15 protein-coding genes are annotated in these 18,909 nt (G+C 54.8%); 7 read left to right on the plus strand and 8 right to left on the minus strand.

What is annotated here, in order from left to right:
• Nucleotides 1-24 precede the first annotated feature (24 nt).
• The 3 genes from KFJ24_RS05480 to gloB all read right to left on the minus strand — a co-directional run bounded on the left by KFJ24_RS05480 (nucleotide 25) and on the right by gloB (nucleotide 4,685).
• On the minus strand, nucleotides 25-1,854 hold the full coding sequence (locus KFJ24_RS05480) for an extracellular solute-binding protein (protein ID WP_250830058.1): 1,830 nt from the start codon (nucleotides 1,852-1,854) through the stop codon (nucleotides 25-27).
• A 125-nt stretch (nucleotides 1,855-1,979) separates the two neighbouring features.
• Nucleotides 1,980-3,734, minus strand: coding sequence for a LysM peptidoglycan-binding domain-containing protein (locus tag KFJ24_RS05485; RefSeq protein ID WP_250830059.1), 1,755 nt, complete (start codon nucleotides 3,732-3,734; stop codon nucleotides 1,980-1,982).
• A 156-nt stretch (nucleotides 3,735-3,890) separates the two neighbouring features.
• Nucleotides 3,891-4,685 (minus strand): hydroxyacylglutathione hydrolase, encoded by a 795-nt coding sequence (gene gloB, locus KFJ24_RS05490; protein ID WP_250830060.1) that lies wholly within the window; start codon nucleotides 4,683-4,685, stop codon nucleotides 3,891-3,893.
• Nucleotides 4,686-4,782: 97 nt separating this feature from the next.
• Here gloB and KFJ24_RS05495 point away from each other — a divergent pair, with 97 nt between their 5' ends.
• From KFJ24_RS05495 to KFJ24_RS05515, 5 genes are all read left to right on the plus strand, one after another.
• On the plus strand, nucleotides 4,783-5,574 hold the full coding sequence (locus KFJ24_RS05495) for a class I SAM-dependent methyltransferase (RefSeq protein ID WP_250830061.1): 792 nt from the start codon (nucleotides 4,783-4,785) through the stop codon (nucleotides 5,572-5,574).
• Between the two features lie 19 nt (nucleotides 5,575-5,593).
• Nucleotides 5,594-6,037: a ribonuclease HI gene (gene rnhA / locus KFJ24_RS05500; protein ID WP_250830062.1), complete on the plus strand. Its 444-nt coding sequence runs from the start codon at nucleotides 5,594-5,596 to the stop codon at nucleotides 6,035-6,037.
• A gap of 27 nt (nucleotides 6,038-6,064) precedes the next feature.
• Nucleotides 6,065-6,775: a DNA polymerase III subunit epsilon gene (gene dnaQ, locus KFJ24_RS05505; protein ID WP_250830063.1), complete on the plus strand. Its 711-nt coding sequence runs from the start codon at nucleotides 6,065-6,067 to the stop codon at nucleotides 6,773-6,775.
• A 230-nt stretch (nucleotides 6,776-7,005) separates the two neighbouring features.
• Nucleotides 7,006-8,712 (plus strand): chemotaxis protein, encoded by a 1,707-nt coding sequence (locus tag KFJ24_RS05510; RefSeq protein WP_250830064.1) that lies wholly within the window; start codon nucleotides 7,006-7,008, stop codon nucleotides 8,710-8,712.
• Between the two features lie 4 nt (nucleotides 8,713-8,716).
• Nucleotides 8,717-9,364: a multidrug transporter gene (locus KFJ24_RS05515; protein ID WP_250830065.1), complete on the plus strand. Its 648-nt coding sequence runs from the start codon at nucleotides 8,717-8,719 to the stop codon at nucleotides 9,362-9,364.
• 65 nt (nucleotides 9,365-9,429) lie between these two features.
• On the opposite strand, the gene KFJ24_RS05520 is transcribed toward KFJ24_RS05515, so the two are convergent.
• Nucleotides 9,430-9,744 carry an SCP2 sterol-binding domain-containing protein gene (locus KFJ24_RS05520; protein WP_250830066.1) on the minus strand — a complete coding sequence of 105 codons (315 nt, stop codon included), beginning with the start codon at nucleotides 9,742-9,744 and terminating at the stop codon, nucleotides 9,430-9,432.
• Nucleotides 9,745-9,974: 230 nt separating this feature from the next.
• On the opposite strand from KFJ24_RS05520, the gene sohB reads away from it, so the two are divergent.
• Together sohB and KFJ24_RS05530 are read left to right on the plus strand one after the other, a co-directional pair.
• On the plus strand, nucleotides 9,975-11,039 hold the full coding sequence (gene sohB / locus KFJ24_RS05525; RefSeq protein WP_250830067.1) for a protease SohB: 1,065 nt from the start codon (nucleotides 9,975-9,977) through the stop codon (nucleotides 11,037-11,039).
• Nucleotides 11,040-11,061: 22 nt separating this feature from the next.
• Nucleotides 11,062-12,060, plus strand: a complete 999-nt coding sequence (locus KFJ24_RS05530; RefSeq protein ID WP_250830068.1) for a YhdH/YhfP family quinone oxidoreductase — start codon at nucleotides 11,062-11,064, stop codon at nucleotides 12,058-12,060.
• Nucleotides 12,061-12,204: 144 nt separating this feature from the next.
• Here KFJ24_RS05530 and KFJ24_RS05535 read toward each other — a convergent pair whose 3' ends face one another.
• The 4 genes from KFJ24_RS05535 to metH all read right to left on the minus strand — a co-directional run bounded on the left by KFJ24_RS05535 (nucleotide 12,205) and on the right by metH (nucleotide 18,721).
• Nucleotides 12,205-12,708, minus strand: a complete 504-nt coding sequence (locus KFJ24_RS05535) for a DUF934 domain-containing protein (protein WP_250830069.1) — start codon at nucleotides 12,706-12,708, stop codon at nucleotides 12,205-12,207.
• A complete protein-coding gene (locus tag KFJ24_RS05540) occupies nucleotides 12,701-14,353 on the minus strand; it encodes a nitrite/sulfite reductase (RefSeq protein WP_250830070.1) in 1,653 nt (550 codons plus the stop codon). The genes KFJ24_RS05535 and KFJ24_RS05540 overlap by 8 nt, the downstream gene beginning before the upstream one ends.
• 391 nt (nucleotides 14,354-14,744) lie before the next feature.
• Complete coding sequence (locus KFJ24_RS05545) at nucleotides 14,745-14,981, minus strand: DUF2970 domain-containing protein (protein ID WP_250830071.1); 237 nt, start codon at nucleotides 14,979-14,981, stop codon at nucleotides 14,745-14,747.
• A 41-nt stretch (nucleotides 14,982-15,022) separates the two neighbouring features.
• Nucleotides 15,023-18,721 carry a methionine synthase gene (gene metH / locus KFJ24_RS05550; RefSeq protein WP_250830072.1) on the minus strand — a complete coding sequence of 1,233 codons (3,699 nt, stop codon included), beginning with the start codon at nucleotides 18,719-18,721 and terminating at the stop codon, nucleotides 15,023-15,025.
• Nucleotides 18,722-18,909 lie beyond the last annotated feature (188 nt).

Consider the following 18,909-nt stretch of genomic DNA (forward strand, 5'->3'; position numbering starts at 1 on the left):
ACTACTCGGTTCAGAATCGGTTGCTCAGGGCTTTACCCACCAGTTGTTCAGGTCAAAACCGTTCTTGGGCGTCATTTCGGGGCGCACGAACCGCTTCCAGTAAGCCACGCGATCCCGGGCAAGGTACCAGTGGGGAATAACATAGTGGCCATGCAACAGCACACGATCAAGTGCCCTGACTCGCTGGACCAGCTCCTCACGGTCCGGTGCCTGGATAACCATACTGACAAGCTCGTCCACGACGGGATCGTTAACACCCATATAGTTCCTGGACCCAACCGCGTCGACGTTGGATGAGTGCCAGTATTCCCGCTGCTCATTGCCGGGGGAGTCGGACTGGGGCAGGACCTGGGTAATAATGTCAAAATCAAACTCCCGCACTCGCTGGACATACTGATTGCTGTCCACGAGTCGGACGGACACGTCAATGCCGAGTTTGGCCAGGTTATTCTTGAAAGGCAGGACAACCCGTTCAAAGCTCTTCTGGAAAAGCAGGATTTCAAAGGCCAGGGGCTCACCGGTTTTTTCATGGATCATCTTGCCGTCGCGGACAACATAGCCGGCAGAACGCAGTAGCTCCAGAGCGGCCCGGAGATTCTTTCTCAATCCCTGCTGCCCGTCGGTTTCGGGCGGAGTATAGACTTCTGTGAATACCTTCTTGGCCAGATCTCCCCTGAATGGTTCCAGAATCTCAAGTTCGCGACCCTCTGGAAGCCCGGAAGAGGCGAGGTCACTGTTTTCGAAGTAGCTGCCAGTTCGGGTGTACTGTCCGTAGAACAGATTCTTGTTCGCCCACTCGAAATCAAATCCATACGCGAGTGCCTCGCGCACCCTGGGATCACTGAAGACCTTCCGGCGGGTGTTAAACACGAAACCCTGCATGCCAGTAGGCCGGTGATGTTCAATAGCTTCGGTCACGATTTTGCCGGCATCAAATTTTGGTCCGGTATAGGCCGTTGCCCAGTTCTTGGCTGAGCTTTCCTGGCGGAAGTCGAAGTTGCCCGCTTTGAACGCTTCCAGAGCCACGGTGTCATCCGTGTAGTAGTCATAGCGAATGCTGTCAAAGTTGAACCGGCCGTTGCGAACCCCGAGATTCTGGGCCCAGTAATCCTTCACACGCTCATAGGTGACGGAGCGTCCGGCCTCAAATTCGCCAATACGATAGGGGCCGCTACCAACAGGCGGTGTAAGTCCGTTCTCACCAAAATCCCGGGTTTCCCAGTAGTGAGCCGGCAGAATGGGCATCTGACCGAGAATCAGGGGAAGTTCGCGGTTTTTGGTTTCCCCGAAATCGAAGCGGACACGGTGGGGACTCTCAATCGTGATTTTGGAAACGTCCGCGTAGTAGTTTCGGAAAAACGGGTGCCCCTCGTTGGTAAGTATATTAAACGAGAATTTTACATCTTCAGCCGTAATGGGCTCTCCGTCATGGAAACGGGCTTCTTTGCGAAGGTTAAAGATGACGTAACTGCGGTCGGTCGGCGTCTCAAGAGATTCTGCTATCAGACCGTAGGCAGAAAAAGGTTCATCGGCGGAGGATTCAAGCAGGGTATCGTACAGGTAGGTGCTGATACCGGCCGCTGCTACACCCCTGATATCGAATGGGTTGAACGAATCAAAGCCGTTGGCGACAACCGCCATTTTCAGAGTGCCGCCTTTCGGAGCATCCGGATTCACGTAGTCAAAGTGTGCAAAGTCGCCGGGGTATTTGGGCGAACCGTGCATCGCTATACCGGCCTGAGGCGCGATGGAATCCGATGTATCTACGCTGGCGAACAAGGGGGAAGAAGTGGCCAGCAAGGTAAGGGAAGTGAGGATCGACGTAAGGTATGAGGCTGTCCGTATGCTTGTCATAGTTCTCGCACGTTCCGGAATGTCAGGCCGGTGCACCGAAATCCGATTCGGCGCACCGTTGGGCCCCTGGAGAGCCCTTATGATTCTTGTCGTTACGGAAAGTTCCAGCTCTCGTGCTCTGTGAGCTAGGGGCTGTTCCGAATATCGACGTAGAGTACCAGACTTTGTCCCGGTTGCAGATAACGCGAGGTGTTGAGGTCGTTCCAGCTTGCGATGTCCCGCACATTCACCGCAAACCGGCTGGCGATTGTCGATAGCGAGTCACCCTTGCGGACGCGGTATCCAACTTTCCTGACCATGGCGTTGCCCCTGGTGCTGTTGGAAGCCACGAGCGTGGGTTGGCTGGTTTTTGACCAGATTACCAGCTTCTTGCCGGGAATCAGAGGATCACCTGGCGCCATGCCATTCCATGCGGCGACTTCTCGTACAGAGACCCTGTGCTCCCGGGCGATATCCCAGAACGTGTCGCCGCTCCTTACGGTGTAGCGGACTTTGTTGCCATCCCGTTTGCGGTCCTGTTTTCGTTCGAGGCGTTGGGAGGCACTCAGGGCATAGGTATCCGAACCTTTGCTGGCCGAAGGTATCATTAATCTCTGGCCGATCCTGATCAGGTCGCTGTTGAGTTTGTTTACCTGCTGAATAACCGCAGGCGTGGTAGAGAACTTACGGGCGATAGTGATCAGGCTGTCACCGGACTTCACCCGATAGTTCTGCCAGGAAACCCTTTGTTTGGCCGGAATCTCTTTCAGGGCGGTCCGGAATGTTTCGGCGCTTTCCTTCGGGACCAGGAGCCGGTGAGGGCCGTCGGGATTCGTGGCCCAGCGGTTGTAAGTGGGATTCAGCAGGTAGACTTCATCCACATCGACGGCCGCCAGTTTGGCGGCCTCTGCGAGGTCCAGCTGGGAACCGGTTTCAACGATCTCAAAGTAGGGCTCGTCCTTCAGGGCAGGGAGTTCAATGCCATAGTCCTGCGGTTTATCAAAGATCTTGGCCAGCGCGATCAGTTTCGGCACGTAATGACGCGTTTCGCGAGGAAGTTGAAGTGACCAGAAGTCCTGCGGCCGGTTCAGCTTGCGGTTCCGGCGCATAGCACTGGAGACGGTCCCGCCACCACTATTGTACGCCGCCAATGCAAGCGTATAGTCGCCGTCAAAACGCCCTGTCAGCCGCTCCAGGTAGGTCAGTGCAGCGTCTGTGGCTTCAACCACATCGCGGCGGTCATCATGCCACCAGCTCTGGGTCAGGCCAAAGTACTTGCCTGTTGATGGGATAAACTGCCAGAGACCGGCTGCGCGGCCATGGGAATAGGCAAATGGGTCGAAGGCGCTCTCAACCACGGGAAGCAGCGCAAACTCCGTGGGGAGCCCGCGTTTCTCCGTCTCTGACAGAATGTAATGAAGGTACCGACTGCCGCGTTCGACCACCCGGTTGATGTAGCCAGGGTGTGTTGAGTACCAGTTGAGCTGATCGCGGACCCGATCATTGTCTATGTCGTGATCCAGGGCAAATCCACTCCTGAGGCGCTGCCAGAGATCGGTTTGCTGTGCCGACTCATCCGCTGTCTGCTGCTCGGGATTATCAAGTTTCTGACGGGCTTCCCGGGCGGCCACCCGGAGTTCCGGCGCAATGGCCTCATCCAGTGCGGCTTCAGGTGTTGCAGCATCTTCCTGTCCGGATTCAACCGATTGCTTCAGGCTTTCATCGCCCGTTGCGACGGTGACTTCATCGGATTCCAGAGGGTTGCCAAAGCTTTCCTGCGTGTCTGCATCGTTGAGCCAGGTGGTGGGGTTTACCCAGGAATCACCCGGTTGTTCAAAGACGCTGCAGCCACTGGCAAGGGCACCTGTTAGAACGAGCAGTGACAATCGTTTGACCGACATAGAATACTTCCGGCTCAGAGTTGAAGCCGGATCGTATGTCTGAAAATCCGGCATATTTAGTGGGTTACGTCCACAAAGTCTTACTAATTCTATGGGACGCCTTTTCGGGCGGTCAAGAAACCTCTCGTTACGGCCTTGAGAGAAATTGTTAACCGATCAGAAGTTGTCTTTGCCATGTCTGATGGCAGCAAAGATGGCATTCTCGGAATCGGCAGGCAGTCCGTTGCGCGCACAGTAGTTCCTGGCAGCATCAACGACCATCGGGTCATCCCAGCGCAGAAACGGGTTTAACTTTTTTTCCTCACCCAGAATCGACGGTACCGTTGGTTCTCCCTTTTCCCGTCGCTCTTTGCAGCGATGCTCAAAGCTTTGCAGCCCCTCGTCCTGGGGCAGCCAGCTGCGGGCAAATTTCAGGTTGGCGAGCGTGTATTCGTGGGCACAATAGACCGCAGTTCTGTCTGGAAGGGCACGCAGGGTCTGCAGGGATTGCCGCATTTGCTCCGGAGTTCCTTCGAAAAGCCGACCGCAGCCCGAGACAAACAGGGTGTCTCCGCAGAAAAGCACGGGCCGTTGGTTCACCTCAACGTCAGAGAAATAGGCAATATGGTCCAGTGTATGCCCGGGCACCCCGAGTACCTGGAAGGTCATGGTTTCCCAGATCACCTCATCACCGGGGTGGACCGCATTGGTGGAGCCCTGGAAGGGAGACTCCGCAGGCCCGGTGATGCGGCAGTCCGGAAAGGCTTTTACCAGCTCGTCCACGCCACCGACATGGTCTGGGTGGTGATGCGTAATGAGAATGGTGTCGAGGATAAGGTTCCGGTCTTTCAGATGATCAAGAACGGGTTTTGCCTGGCCGGGGTCCACCACCAGGGCCTTGCAGCTTTCCGGGTCTGAAAGGCACCAGATATAGTTGTCGCTAAACGCAGGAATGGCAGAAATGGTGAGCATAAGACCCCACATGTGCTAGACGAATGTGACTGATATGATAGAGCATTAAACACACGGCCCCAACAACGGGATCTGTGGTTTGCGGGAGTGACACGGCGTGAATGAGCCTAAAGCAATCGATTATCCGGCCCGAAACGAGGGTTTTGAACGATGGTTCCAGACTCCTCTCGGTCGGGCATTGCTGGCGGATCAGAGGCTTATGCTGGAGAACGAACTGGGGCGACTCACGGGGGCCAGGCAGTTGCAGGTAGGTGTCAGCCATCGTTTGCCCCTTGCCACTGGTACAGATTTCTCCCAGAAAATCATTACCACACCTCGCTGGTATCCGGACATTCCGGATGGTGTCGCCATTTGTGATGCCGATGAGCTGCCGTTCCCCGGCGATTCCATGGATCTTGTGGTGCTGCATCACACTGCCGATTTCACCCGCTATCCTCATCAGGTTCTTCGTGAAGCGGCCCGGGTACTCCGTGGTGAGGGCTCGATTGCCCTGGTTGGTTTCAACCCAATGAGTTTATGGGGGGCAAGAAAGCTTGTTTCGCGGCATCGGGAAGGCCCCTGGGGTGGTCGCTTCATGCTCCGTGGGCGCATGGAGGATTGGCTTCATCTGCTGGGATTCAATGTTGAACTGTCCGTTACCCGCTTTTTTCGTCTTCCCGTTCAGCGAAGTGGACGCAAGACCCAAAGTCGTATTGATCTGATGCTTTCGGGAAAGACCCTCCTGCCTGTGGGTGCCTATTACTGTATCCTTGCCAAAAAACGGGTTTGCGCCCGAATTCCTCGGCGTCCGGCCTGGCGCCAGGCAAAAGTAATCACGCTTCCCGGTACGGGAACGGTCGGTGCTTCCAGGGGGTTGGCACGTCGGCGTATGCACACCCCACAAGAATGATTCAGTGATAGGAGAAGTCATGTCCGGCAAGGTAGTTCTTTATACCGATGGCGCATGCAAAGGCAACCCCGGTCCCGGCGGCTGGGGCGTGGTTCTGAGCTACGGTGATGCGCGTAAAACCATGCATGGCGGAGAGGCAAATACAACCAATAACCGAATGGAGCTGATGGCGGCTATTCGGGGGCTGGAGGCACTAAAGCGCTCCTGTGAGGTTGAGCTCTATACCGATTCCCAGTATGTGCGCAAGGGCATTACCGAGTGGATGTCCGGCTGGAAACGAAATGGTTGGAAAACTGCAGCAAAGAAACCAGTAAAAAATGAGGATCTCTGGCGGGAGCTGGATTCGGAGGTAGGCAGGCACCGGGTTAACTGGCACTGGGTCAAGGGTCATGCAGGCATTCCCGACAACGAACTGGCCGATGAACTGGCTAATCGCGGCGTGGCCGAACTGACTAACGCCTGAAACTGACAATAGTGAGTAGCAAGTGTCATGAGACAAATCGTACTGGATACAGAGACGACCGGTATTGACCCTTCAGAAGGACACCGGATTATCGAAATCGGTTGCGTCGAGTTGATGGAGCGACAGCCTACCGGCCGAAACTACCACGTCTATATCAATCCCGAGCGGGAAGTGGAGGCTGAGGCGATAACCATCCACGGTATCACCAACGAATTCTTGGTGGACAAGCCCAGGTTCGCCGAAATCGCCGACGAATTTTTCGAGTTCATCAAGGGTGCCGAGTTGGTCATCCATAACGCGGCCTTCGACGTGGGCTTCATGGACTCTGAGTTTGCGCGCCTCAAACCAGTCAGAAAAACCGCAGAGAACTGCGGCATCGTGGATTCGTTGGCCATTGCCCGCAAAAAGCATCCGGGTCAGAAGAATAATCTGGATGCACTGTGCAAGCGCTACGGGGTCGACAACAGTAACCGGGACCTGCACGGCGCCTTGCTAGATGCGGAAATCCTGGCGGACGTTTACCTTCTTCTGACCGGTGGCCAAACGGCCCTTTCTCTGGATGCGGGTTCCGATAGCGGTGGTGTTTCCGGAGGTATCCGCAGGTTGCCTGCTGACCGGAGCAGGCTCTCTGTCGTCCGTGCGTCTGATGACGAAATGGGTGCCCATGAAGAATTCATGTCAATGCTGGAGAAAAAGGCAGGAGGGACTGTGTGGGGAAAACTTGAGCAAACGGAATGAGAACTGTGTCGGGGTGTACCAAATGTTACATTCTGCCTTTCTTGAGCTACTTGAGTTTTGTGTTATAAGTAATGATAAGTTCGCCATTTTTTCGCGGACGTCGCTGTATAAGAGCGGTATTGGCCGGGAAGGGTTCAGCCGGCTCATAACAAAAAGGTTTGCGGCCCACACAGCGAACCACAGTCATTATGAGGAAGCGGTAGTCTCCGCGCATTTAACAGGAAGCGTTTATGGTGCAATCGTCTCTGGCGACGAAATCGCAGTCGTTTGATCTGGTCAAAAATGAAATTGAGCAGACTATCAAACAGGCAGAATCCAGCCTTGAACGCTTTCAGGAAAACCGTGAGAGTGGCGAAGATCTCCAGAACTGTGTGGACTTCATCAACCAGCTTCGCGGAATCTTTATCCTGGTAGAGCTCAGGGGAGGGATTCTGTTGTGTCAGGAAGCGGTGACGATGGCCAACGATGTTCCTGTCGGCGCCAATGACGACAAGAACATTCTGCTCACAACACTCAATAGCGCGCTGTTTATTCTTCGTCGTTACGTCGAGTACTACCATCAGCAGCGGGAAGACCATCCTGAATTGCTGCTGCCTGTCATTAACGATTTACGCGAAGCCCGCCGCGAAAAACCGTATCCGGAATCCTGCTTTTTCGACGTCGATGTCAAGGAACGTCCGAACTATTGCTCGGCAATAGGGTTACACCCTTTTGAGGGCGATGAATCGGAGTACGAGATTCTCGCGCGTCGTATGCGCCTGACCTTTCAGGTTGCGCTTTTGGGTGTTCTGAGGGAGCGCAACGATGTCGTCAGTAAAAAGCTTATAAGCCGTTCTGCTCGCGGGTTTGCCCGTCTTTGTCAGGATGCGCCCATGGGTCAGATGTGGTGCCTTGTGGCAACTGTCGCAGATACGATGCTTGATCGGGCGATGGTCCTCACCAAAGCTCGCAAACGGATGTTCATGCGTATTGAGAAATACGCCCGGGAAGTGGTTTATGTCGGTAAGGTGGCGACAGCTAAAGATGCGCCGGACTCCCTCATTAGGGATCTGATCTACATCCTCTACCGCAGTGGTTCGGCTAATCCGGAAGTGACCGAAATTTTGTCCGCCTATAATCTGACCCCGGCTGATTATCCCGATGCCATGCTGGAGGCGCATGCTCGCAGGCTGTATGGGCCTGGTTCCGATGTTCTCAGGTCACTTTCTGAGGCGCTTCAGGACGAGCTGAATCAGCTCAAGGATAAGCTGGATATCATCGAGCGGGGGATCGAGCCGGATCTTGCTGAATTTTCGTCCATCGCAGATGCTCTGGAACGCCTTGCCAATACCCTGGTTATGCTCGACCTCAATCAGCTTGCGTCCGTTTCCCGTGAGGAGGCTACGAAACTTCGGGCATGGGAGGAGGATTCACGCTTGCCCGGTGACGACGAGTTATACAGGCTGGCAGACTCCGTCCTCGGTATCGAAGATGCCGTTATGCAGATCGTTATCCGTGGCATCACGTCAGAAACCGACGCCTTGGCAAGCGGGCAGCGCAGTCGGGAAGAATCTCCTTATTTGCGAGAAGCATTTTTTGTTGTTGCAGACGAGGCCCGTGGGGCTCTGACACTTGCCAAGCGGGCGATAACTGCCTTTATGGAATCGGACTACGACAAGCTCCATCTGGCGAATTTGCCGGCAACGCTTCACAGTATCTGGGGTGGTTTGCAGATGCTGGATGACCCGGCAGCGGCCGGTGTTTTGGAGCGTGTTGCAGCATCGATTCAGGAGCGGTTGCTGGATGCCAGTGACGTGCCGGCGATGCAGGTGCTTGAGGCGCTGGCGGATGCGCTGACCTCGCTCGAATACTACATTGAGAGTATTGGTAAGCGTGAAGAGTGTAATACAGACTTGCTCAAGCTCGCTGAAACCTCTCTGGACGACGTAGGTTTGTAGCGTTATGTCTTTTGTGGTCGCAACGATCGTGCTTGCCTCCTTTGGGGCGGCACTGGTTATTGGAGGCCTTCTTTTCTTTCTTCGTCCTCACTGGCTGCTTGACTGGCTGAAGGGGATGGCAGTCTTCGGGTTAATCTTTCTCGGGCTTTATTCACTGGTTATTGCGATCAATATTGGCGGATACCGGTCAATTCACGGTTTGCAGACCGTCGCGTCTATAGCCACCCAGCGCCAGGGGGATGAAATCTGGCGCGTAACCCTTCAACCATCCGGTGAAAGCCCTGTTACAGAAACGCTCAGGGGTGACCAGTGGCAGATAGATGCCCAGATAATCCGGTTCTCCGGTCCGTTACGCTGGCTGGGCATTGCCCCCGGCTATCGCCTGGAGCGGTTGGCGGGGCGATATACTTCATTGGAGCAGGAACGCAGCTCACCCCGCTCGGTTGTTGGTCTCAGTGAGCGGATCTGGCCGGACCTTTGGGCGCTGGACAGGCAATTCAATCTGCCGTTTGTTGAAGGGGTTTATAGCAACGCTACGTTTATGCCAATGAGGGATGGCGCGATGTTTGATGTGCGCCTTTCTGTCTCTGGTCTCGTTGCGGTGCCAGTGAATGAAGAGGCGCGCAAAGCGGTCCAGTTGTGGGATCAATAATGATTTATCGGGTATAAAAAAAACCTGCGCGTGGCGCAGGTTTTTTTACGTGTCCGAAAGGGCAATCAGCCCATTTTGAACAGTTCGCCCAGCTTGGTCGCGAGCATCATGTCACCTTCGGCGCGCAGCTGGCCGGCCATGAATGCCTGCATGCCATCGGTCTCACCGGATACGATACCCTTCAGGGTGTCGGCGTTCATGATCAGGGTAACGGAAGGATCGTCGTTGGCGCCTTCGTGCAGCTTGCATGCACCATCATTAATGACCAGGTTATAGGTTTTGTCGTCTTCGATATCGAACTGAAAAACCAGATCCAGGCCCTGAGCCGCGTCTGCGTTGAAATTCTGTTCGAGTTGTTCAAATACCTGAGCTACAGACATTGGTTTACCCTTTTTGGTGGTGGTCTTGTCATGACGACGGCTTTGATGTCCCTGGCTGTGTAAGCCTTGGCGGGAGCTCGGTTAGAGCCGACCTCGCAATCCGACTTTATGGTTAGTGGCATAGTGTGTCAAGCTCGATCGAACGCTTGTTTTAATCTTTTTGCTCTTCTTATCAGAACAAATTCGGTAAGTTACACTTTCGCATTTGCACAATCAGTTGGAGAAGCACTTTGGAGTTCCTGACAGAATACGGTTTGTTTTTGGCCAAGGTCGTTACCTTTGTGGTGGCAGCGGTGATAGTGATCTCTATCATCATGTCTGCGGCGCACAAGGATCGTGACGACCATGAAGATGCGGGTGAGCTCAAGATTCGGAAACTTAACGAAAAATACCGCAAGTTGCGTGAAACCATTCAGGCGAGACTGATGTCTGATTCGGAAAGAAAATCCTTCGAAAAGCAGCAGAAAAAAGAGCAGAAGGCTGAAAAGAAGGCAAATAAGGCAAAGAAGAAAGAAGGTGCTTCCGAACCTGAGAGTAAGCCGAGGATTTACGTCCTGGATTTCGATGGTGACATAAAGGCCAGCGACACCGATACCATGAGGCGCGCCATTACTGCCGTTCTCAGTGTGGCAGACCCCAAAAGTGATGAGGTGGTCATCCGGCTCGAGAGTGGCGGCGGGTTGGTTCATTCCTACGGCCTGGCAGCGGCGCAACTGGACCGGATCCGAAGCAAAGGCATTCCTTTGACAGCCTGTGTCGATAAAGTCGCTGCCAGTGGCGGTTACATGATGGCTTGTGTTGCTGATCGAATCATTGCTTCTCCTTTTGCAATCGTCGGGTCCATTGGCGTGGTCGCCCAGCTTCCGAATTTTCACCGTTTCCTGCAAAAGAATGATGTGGATTTCGAAGTCCTTACGGCGGGCGAGCACAAGCGAACCATGACCATATTCGGGGAGAACACCGAGAAGGGCCGTCAGAAATTCCTTGAAGATTTGGAAGATACCCATGTTCTGTTCAAGGAGTACGTCAGCGAACGCCGTCCTGACGTCGATATCGCTGCGGTGGCGAATGGTGATATCTGGTTTGGAAAGCGGGCCCTGGAGGTGAAACTCGTTGATGAGATAAAAACCTCCGACGAATATCTCATTGAAGCGTGTGACAGGGCAGACGTAGTCTCTGTTGCGTATCAGCGTAAACGGTCTCTCCCGGAAAAGCTCGGGTTAGCCACCAGTGCCGCGCTCGAACACACCGTCTGGAAAGTTCTGAGTGCCTTCCGCAATCAGAAAATCCAGTAGCTGACAGAAACGGGGCAAAACTATGACAACCAATACCGAATTCAAAGCCTGGCGTGTTGAAGAACAAAACGGCGAATACGTCGGGGCTGAAAAGACCCTGAATACTGCAGATTTACCCGAGGGTGAGGTTCTCATCCGGGTAAGTCACTCGTCGCTGAACTACAAGGATGCCCTTTCGGCGTCCGGCAACAAGGGTGTAACGCGCTCCTTCCCCCATACACCGGGCATTGACGCCGGGGGCGAGGTGGTGGAGTCCGCCACTGGTACGCCTGCCGTCGGCACTCCTGTGATTGTCACCGGTTACGACCTCGGTATGAACCATGATGGTGGTTTTGCCGAGTACATCCGTGTACCCGCTGCCTGGTGTGTACCCATGCCGTCGGGCTGGGATGCAAGAACGGCCATGATATATGGCACCGCCGGTCTCACAGCGGGACTTTGCGTCCAGAAACTCCTGACCATGGGGGCGAGTCCTGAACAGGGCAAAGTCGCTGTTTCCGGCGCGTCTGGAGCTGTTGGTAGCGTTGCAGTGGAATTGCTGGCACAGCTGGGCTTTGAAGTGGTCGCTATCAGTGGCAAGGCTGACCATGCGGACGAGCTGAAAGCCCTTGGAGCGGCAGAAGTGGTCGGCCGAGAAACCCTGGCCGAAGAAAAGAAGCCCCTTGTTAAGCCAGTGTTCGCCAATGCGGTGGACACGGTAGGCGGTTCCCCGCTGGCTGAACTTCTCAAGCAAATCAGACCCGGGGGCTCAGTCTCATGCTGTGGTCTGGTCGCAGGGCCTGGCCTTCAGACTACAGTACTGCCGTTCATTCTGCGCGGTGTTAACCTGCTCGGGGTCGACTCGGTTGAAATCCCTCTGGCCGAAAAAGAATCGGTGTGGAAAAAGTTCTCCGGCGACTGGGCATGCCCGAAAACCGAGGCTTCAGCTCGCGATATTGGCCGGGGTGAGCTTGATGACGCGCTGAAGGCGTTTCTGAAGGGCGAGTCTTCCGGAAAAATCGTTCTGGACCACTCGAAGTAGGCTGGTAGCTGGCTCCAACCAGGGGGAATCTTTCCAGCCCGCATAGCCACGGATGGCAAAGCCCAGTCACTTAATTGGCTTGATTTAGCGGGGTTTGAAAGGCACTCCCCCTCGTATCAGACTTATTGCTTCCTGGGGCAGGGCTCAGGAAGCCCTGCGCCGGAAAAGCGGAGTTTGCGTGTCGGTCGCTGCCTGGTAACCCTGGCTGAAGAAGTTCAGGCAACGCGCGGCCTTGTTGATGTCCTTGTCCGGACGCAAGACATAAGTATCGAAACCGCAGCGTTTCATAAACTGGAGTTGGTCCAGAAGTACGTCGCCAACGGCCCGCAACTCGTTACCATAGCCGAAGCGCTCCCGAAGAAGCCGGGCAATACTATAGCCGCGACCGTCGCTGAACTTCGGGAAATTGACTGCGATGACCGGCAATTCGTTCACCTTGCCTTCCAGGATTTCTGGCTCGTCATGACTGTCGAACCAGACCCCGATATCGTCACGTCCGACATAATGCTCATGACCAGCAAGCCATAGATCTGCCGGAATCAGGGCAGGCTGCTGGGGAATGTCGAGGGATTCACCCTCGGCCGGGCGCGCAACGAGGGTCCAGTCATCCTGACGAATGCTGCCATCCTGGTGAATTACGTTAGGCATATACCCGCTCCTTGAAAGGATCTATTCCAACTCGACGATAGGTATCGAGGAAGGTTTCTTCCTCAGTGCGTTTGTCGACGAATACGTCAATGATCTTGGCGAGTACGTCTGGCATATCTTCCCGGGCAAATGATGGCCCCAGAATTTTGCCGATTGTGGCGTCATGATGGGACGAGCCGCCAAGACTGATCTGGTAAAATTCCTCACCTTTCTTGTCGACCCCCAGCACCCCGATATTGCCAACGTGATGATGCCCACAGGCGTTCATGCAACCTGAAATATTCAGGTCAATGTTGCCAAGGTCATACAGGTAGTCGAGATCATCAAAACGGCGCTGAATGGCCTCCGCCACCGGGATGGATTTTGCGTTGGCCAGGGCACAATAGTCGCCACCGGGACAGCAGATGACGTCCGTCAGGGTGTTAAGGTTGGCGGTACCGAAGCCCATTGGCGTTATGGCCTGCCAGAGTTCCAGCAAGCGATCCTGGCGAACGTCCGCGAGGACCACGTTCTGCTGGTGGGTTACCCGCACCTCGCCAAAACTGAACTCATCCGCCAGGTCGGCAATCTGGTCGAGCTGACGATCGGTAACGTCACCGGGAGCTGTCCCGGTCTTTTTCATGGTCAGGCTGACAATCGCATAGCCGGGCTTCTTGTGGGTGTCTACGTTATGGGTCAACCACTGGTCGAATGCCCGGTTTTCGAAGCGCTGCTCAGCCAGCAAGTCAGTTGCATTGCCGGTTGAGGCATAGTCAGGCTCGGTGAAGTAGGCCTGAATGCGTTCAATGGCTTCCGGTGTCAGGCGGGTGGGAGAATCTTTGATGTGCGCCCACTCGGTCTCCACCTTCTCGGCAAAACCCTCCGGAGTCAGGGCTTTTACCAGAATCTTGATGCGCGCCTTGAACTTGTTATCACGACGCCCGTAGCGGTTGTACACGCGAAGCACCGCTTCAAGGTAAGTCAGCAAATCCAGCTCGGGCAGGAAATCACGAACCACAGGGCCAACCATGGGTGTTCGGCCCAGGCCGCCACCTACGTGCACCCGGAAGCCGAGTTCTCCGGATTCGTTGCGCACCATCTGCAGGCCGATATCATGAACCTGGATGGCTGCCCGGTCAGTTTTCTCTGAAGCATTCACTGCCACCTTGAATTTCCGGGGCAGGAAGGCAAATTCCGGGTGAAATGTGGACCACTGACGAATAATCTCGCAATAGGGGCGGGGATCCGCAATTTCATCAGACTGCACGCCGGAAAACTGATCCGTTGTTGTGTTACGAATGCAGTTGCCACTGGTCTGGTTAGCGTGCATTTCCACTTCTGCCAGTTCCGCGAGTATATCCGGAACGTCTTCGAGCGCCGGCCAGTTCAGTTGAACGTTCTGGCGGGTGGTGAAGTGTGCATAGCCCTTGTCGTAATCCCGGGTGACCCGGGCCAGACGGCGAAGCTGGTCAGCCCTCATCATGCCGTAAGGCACAGCGATTCGCAGCATAGGGGCAAGACGCTGAACGTACAGACCGTTCTGAAGGCGAAGCGGAAGAAATTCTTCCTCGGCGAGTTCGCCCGCCATGGCTCGTTCAGTCTGGTCCCGGAATTGGGCAACCCGTTCGGCAGCAATTTGCCGATCGTGATCGTCATATACGTACATAATGGAACGTCCTGCTTTAAAGCGTCGTTGCGGCGTCCCGGACGTTGTCCGGGCGGCCCGGTAGTTCGGGTCCTTATATCTGCGAGGCAGGATATCATCGTGTTTTTATTCTTAAAATGATTATTTCAAGATATGTTTATCGATTCAGGCGATAAGGAGAAAGCGCCTTAGACTGGACGAGCATCAAATTGAAGGCTTTACTGTGGGATAGGTTAGGGGGCTCTGAAGGTCCTCCTGTAAAGAAAAAGAAGATCCCATTCAAAAGATCCCAAAGAGGAAAGTCCGATGAAGAAAAACGCGAGTTCAGACAGTCAGGCCGATGCGGTAGCTGCCGTTTTGCTGGTGATGCTCGTCGTGGCATTTGCAGTAGTGTGGGTGTCCGGGCAGTAGATCACTGGCTGGAAAGAACCATCTGGACAATGAGGATCAGCCCCACTACGAAGCCAGCGGTGAAAAGGACGCCGGCAATGATGTAAGGCCAGGGGCTGTGACTGGAGAAATCCTCTTCCCGGCGCTTGTCTGATTGCACACCAAAAGCGCCGGCAAGAATGCTTTGCATGATTTTCAATACGCCGGGGCCACCCGTTTTCCGGTTTTTATTGTTCTCATTGTCGGAAGTGCCTGTCATATCTCCCCCTCTGGTCCGGAATTTTGGGTTAGCCCTGCTTCTTACTCCGCCGGGTCATACGCGAGGCTGGGTGCCAGCCAGCGTTCTGCTTCGGCTTTGGATATGCCTTTGCGTTCAGCATAGTCCTCAACCTGATCGGCGCCAATCTTGCCCACTGCAAAGTACTTTGATTCAGGGTGGGCGAAATACCAGCCGGATACTGCTGCTGTCGGGAACATGGCGAAGTGTTCTGTCAGCTCGATACCGGTGGTTTCAGTGGCGTTCAGCAGACTGAAAAGTGTGGCCTTTTCCGTATGGTCCGGACAGGCAGGGTAGCCCGGAGCGGGCCGTATGCCACGGTAACGCTCCTTGATCAGGTCGTCATTGCCGAGCTTTTCATCCGCCGCATAGCCCCAGAATTCCTGGCGGACCCGCTCATGCATTCTCTCGGCAAAGGCCTCCGCAAGCCGATCAGCCAGAGCCTTGACCATAATGGCATTGTAATCGTCGTGCTGGTTCTTGAATTCCTCGGAGAACTCTTCAGCACCCACGCCGGTGGTAACCGCAAATCCGCCCACATAATCACAGGCACCGGAACCCTCGGGCGCTATGAAATCGGAAAGCGCCATCATGGGTTTGCCCGGAGCCTTTTCATCCTGTTGACGAAGGTGATGCAAAACGGTGAGCTCTTCGGTGCGGCCTTCATCCTTGTAAACGACAACGTCGTCTCCACGGCGGCTGGCCGGCCAGAACCCGATCACACCGCGAGCTGTCACCCGTTTTTCCTGAATCATGCGCTGGAGAATGTTCTGGGCATCGTCAAACAGGTTTCGAGCCGCTTCCCCTCGCTTGGGGTCATCAAAAATGGCGGGGTATTTCCCGGAAATGTCCCAGGCAATGAAGAACGGCGTCCAGTCGATATACTCCGCCAGTTCCTTCAGGTCATACTCTTCGAAAACCTTGATGCCGGTGAATGCCGGCCTGGCAGGCTCGTAGTCCCGAAAATCGACTTCTGGTGCGCGTTCTCTGGCCTCTCTCAGGGAAACCAGTTTGGTTCGGTCCCCACGGTTCTTTCTCCGTTCACGGATGTCGTCGTATTCGGTACGGGACGCTTCGATCAACGCGGGCTTCGCGGTTTTGCTCAGCAGCTGTGAAGCAACGCTTACACAGCGGGATGCATCGGAGACGTACAGCGCAATGTCGTTCTTGTACTGGGGCTCGATCTTGACGGCAGTGTGTGCCTTGGATGTGGTCGCGCCACCGATCATCAGGGGGATGTCGAAGTCCAGACGCTGCATTTCTTTGGCGACGTGGACCATCTCGTCCAGGGACGGGGTGATCAGTCCGCTCAGGCCGATGATATCGACATTTTCCTTTTTCGCTTTCTCGAGGATCTTGTCGCAGGGCACCATAACGCCCATATCGATGACCTCGTAGTTATTGCACTGGAGCACCACGCCCACGATGTTCTTGCCGATATCGTGTACGTCGCCTTTCACCGTGGCCATCAGGATTTTGCCTTTGGCCTTCTGGTCCTCGGTCTTTTCGGCTTCGATAAACGGAATCAGGTGGGCAACCGCCTGTTTCATGACACGCGCACTTTTGACCACCTGGGGCAGGAACATCTTGCCGTCGCCGAACAGGTCGCCGACCACGTTCATCCCATCCATCAGCGGACCTTCGATGACTTCGATAGGGTGCTTCGCGTTGAGGCGACAGGCTTCGGTATCGTCAAGGATGTAGTTGGTAATTCCTTTGACCAGCGCGTGCTCAAGTCGCTTTTCAACGGGCCATTCGCGCCAGGCGAGGTCTTCTTCCTGGGTTTTGCCACCCTTACCCTTGAAGCGCTCGGCAATTTCCAGAAGCCGGTCTGTGGAATCGTCCCGGCGGTTGAGAACGACGTCCTCCACCAGCTCTTTGAGTTCCGGATCGATTTCGTCGTAAATCACCAGCTGGCCAGGGTTCACAATGCCCATGTTCATGCCCGCCTTGATGGCGTGGTAAAGGAACACGGAATGGATCGCCTCACGAACCACATCGTTGCCCCGGAACGAGAACGACACGTTACTCACGCCCCCCGAGATTGAGGCGTAGGGCAGGTTTTCCTTGATCCAGCGGGTCGCGTTGATGAAATCGACGGCGTAGTTGTTGTGTTCCTCAATGCCGGTTGCGATGGCAAAGATGTTCGGATCGAAAATGATATCCGCCGGGTTGAAGCCGATACCTGCGAGGACATCGTAAGAGCGCTTACAAATCTCGGTTTTGCGTTGATAGGTATCCGCCTGGCCCTGTTCGTCGAAGGCCATGACGACAACCGCCGCACCGTAGCGCATGCAGTCTTTTGCCCGCTTGATAAACTCTTCCTCGCCTTCTTTCAGACTGATGGAATTTACCACCGGTTTGCCCTGGATGCAGCGCAAACCAGCTTCAATTACGTCCCATTTGGAAGAATCAATCATGATGGGAACGCGGGAAATGTCCGGCTCGGAGGCTACCAGGTTCAGGAAGGTCACCATCACTTCCTTCGACTCCAACATGCCTTCATCCATGTTGATATCGATAATCTGGGCGCCATTTTCGACCTGGTCCCGCGCTACGCTGAGTGCTTCCTCGTATTGCTCTTCCTTGATCAGGCGGAGGAATCGCTTGGAGCCGGTTACGTTGGTGCGCTCACCCACGTTAATAAACAGGGTGTTTTCATCGCCGGTAAACGGCTCCAAACCGGAAAGGCGCAGGGCCTTATCGCGCTCGGGAATCTTCCGGGGAGGGTGTTTTGCAACGGCCTGAGCAATCGCCTCGATATGATCCGGACGGGAGCCGCAGCAACCGCCAATAATATTGAGAAAACCATCCCGTGCGAACCCTTCCACGATTTCGGCCATCTCGTCAGGGGTCTGGTCATATTCGCCAAATTCATTTGGCAGACCGGCGTTGGGGTGCGCGCTGATATAAGTTTCAGCCTTGGTGGCAAGCTCCTCAACGTATGGCCGCAGAGCGTCTGCACCGAGGGCGCAGTTCAGCCCGACGGAAATGGGCCTGGCGTGAGCCACGGAGTTCCAGAAGGCTTCCGTCGTCTGGCCGGAGAGAGTGCGGCCGGAGGCGTCGGTGATGGTTCCGGAAATCATGATTGGTAGCTCAATACCGCTGTCTTCAAAATACTGCTGGGTGCCGTAGATCGCAGCCTTTGCGTTCAGGGTGTCGAAGATGGTTTCGATCAGGATCAGGTCACAACCGCCTTCTACCAGGCCTTCCACCGCTTCGTAATAGTTGTCGACCAGGGACTGGAAATCGACGTTGCGATAGCCTGGGTTGTTCACGTCCGGAGAGATAGATGCCGTCCGGGAAGTCGGGCCAACGGCGCCGGCGACGAAGCGCGGCTTATCCGGATTTTTGGCAGTAAATTCATCGGCAATGTCACGGGCGAGCTTGGCGGCCGCCACGTTCAGCTCTTTTGCGATCGACTCAAGACCGTAATCGGCCTGGGAAAGCCGGGTGGAGTTGAACGTGTTGGTTTCGATAATGTCTGCGCCCGCATCCAGGTAATCCGCGTGAATATTGCGGAGGAGGGCAGGTTGCGTGAGATTGAGCAGGTCATTATTGCCCTGAACTTCGCTTTCGTAACCGGCAAACCGATCGCCCCGGAACGCCGTCTCATCCAGTTTCAGGTTCTGGATCATGGTGCCCATGCCGCCGTCAAGAATAACAATGCGCTCCTGCAGAGCTTTGTGAAGCTGTTTAAGGCGGGTGTTGCGATCGGTCATATCAATACTTCCAGGAAGTCGTTTATAGCGTCGTATAAGTGTCAGTGGCGCGGGATCATAGCAAAAATGTGCAAGCCCGTCTTAGTACCAATGGCCATTTTCGGGTGCCGGATTTACCGGTGCGTCGCAAGACTGCGTCATAGGTGAAACTCATTATGCCCTCAAAGCCTGACTATTTTACTAGGTCT

Origin of the sequence: Marinobacter sediminum (genome assembly GCF_023657445.1) — a bacterium.
GTDB lineage: Bacteria > Pseudomonadota > Gammaproteobacteria > Pseudomonadales > Oleiphilaceae > Marinobacter > Marinobacter sediminum_A.

What these genes read in the sequence shown, in the direction of transcription:
- dnaQ (WP_250830063.1), top strand. Translation starts at nt 6,065, where the DNA reads ATGAGACAAATCGTACTGGATACAGAGACGACCGGTATTGACCCTTCA.
- KFJ24_RS05515 (WP_250830065.1), top strand. Translation starts at nt 8,717, where the DNA reads ATGTCTTTTGTGGTCGCAACGATCGTGCTTGCCTCCTTTGGGGCGGCA.
- KFJ24_RS05545 (WP_250830071.1), bottom strand. Translation starts at nt 14,981, where the DNA reads ATGACAGGCACTTCCGACAATGAGAACAATAAAAACCGGAAAACGGGT.
- gloB (WP_250830060.1), bottom strand. Translation starts at nt 4,685, where the DNA reads ATGCTCACCATTTCTGCCATTCCTGCGTTTAGCGACAACTATATCTGG.
- metH (WP_250830072.1), bottom strand. Translation starts at nt 18,721, where the DNA reads ATGACCGATCGCAACACCCGCCTTAAACAGCTTCACAAAGCTCTGCAG.
- KFJ24_RS05485 (WP_250830059.1), bottom strand. Translation starts at nt 3,734, where the DNA reads ATGTCGGTCAAACGATTGTCACTGCTCGTTCTAACAGGTGCCCTTGCC.
- KFJ24_RS05540 (WP_250830070.1), bottom strand. Translation starts at nt 14,353, where the DNA reads ATGTACGTATATGACGATCACGATCGGCAAATTGCTGCCGAACGGGTT.
- rnhA (WP_250830062.1), top strand. Translation starts at nt 5,594, where the DNA reads ATGTCCGGCAAGGTAGTTCTTTATACCGATGGCGCATGCAAAGGCAAC.
- KFJ24_RS05480 (WP_250830058.1), bottom strand. Translation starts at nt 1,854, where the DNA reads ATGACAAGCATACGGACAGCCTCATACCTTACGTCGATCCTCACTTCC.
- KFJ24_RS05535 (WP_250830069.1), bottom strand. Translation starts at nt 12,708, where the DNA reads ATGCCTAACGTAATTCACCAGGATGGCAGCATTCGTCAGGATGACTGG.
- KFJ24_RS05510 (WP_250830064.1), top strand. Translation starts at nt 7,006, where the DNA reads ATGGTGCAATCGTCTCTGGCGACGAAATCGCAGTCGTTTGATCTGGTC.
- KFJ24_RS05520 (WP_250830066.1), bottom strand. Translation starts at nt 9,744, where the DNA reads ATGTCTGTAGCTCAGGTATTTGAACAACTCGAACAGAATTTCAACGCA.
- KFJ24_RS05530 (WP_250830068.1), top strand. Translation starts at nt 11,062, where the DNA reads ATGACAACCAATACCGAATTCAAAGCCTGGCGTGTTGAAGAACAAAAC.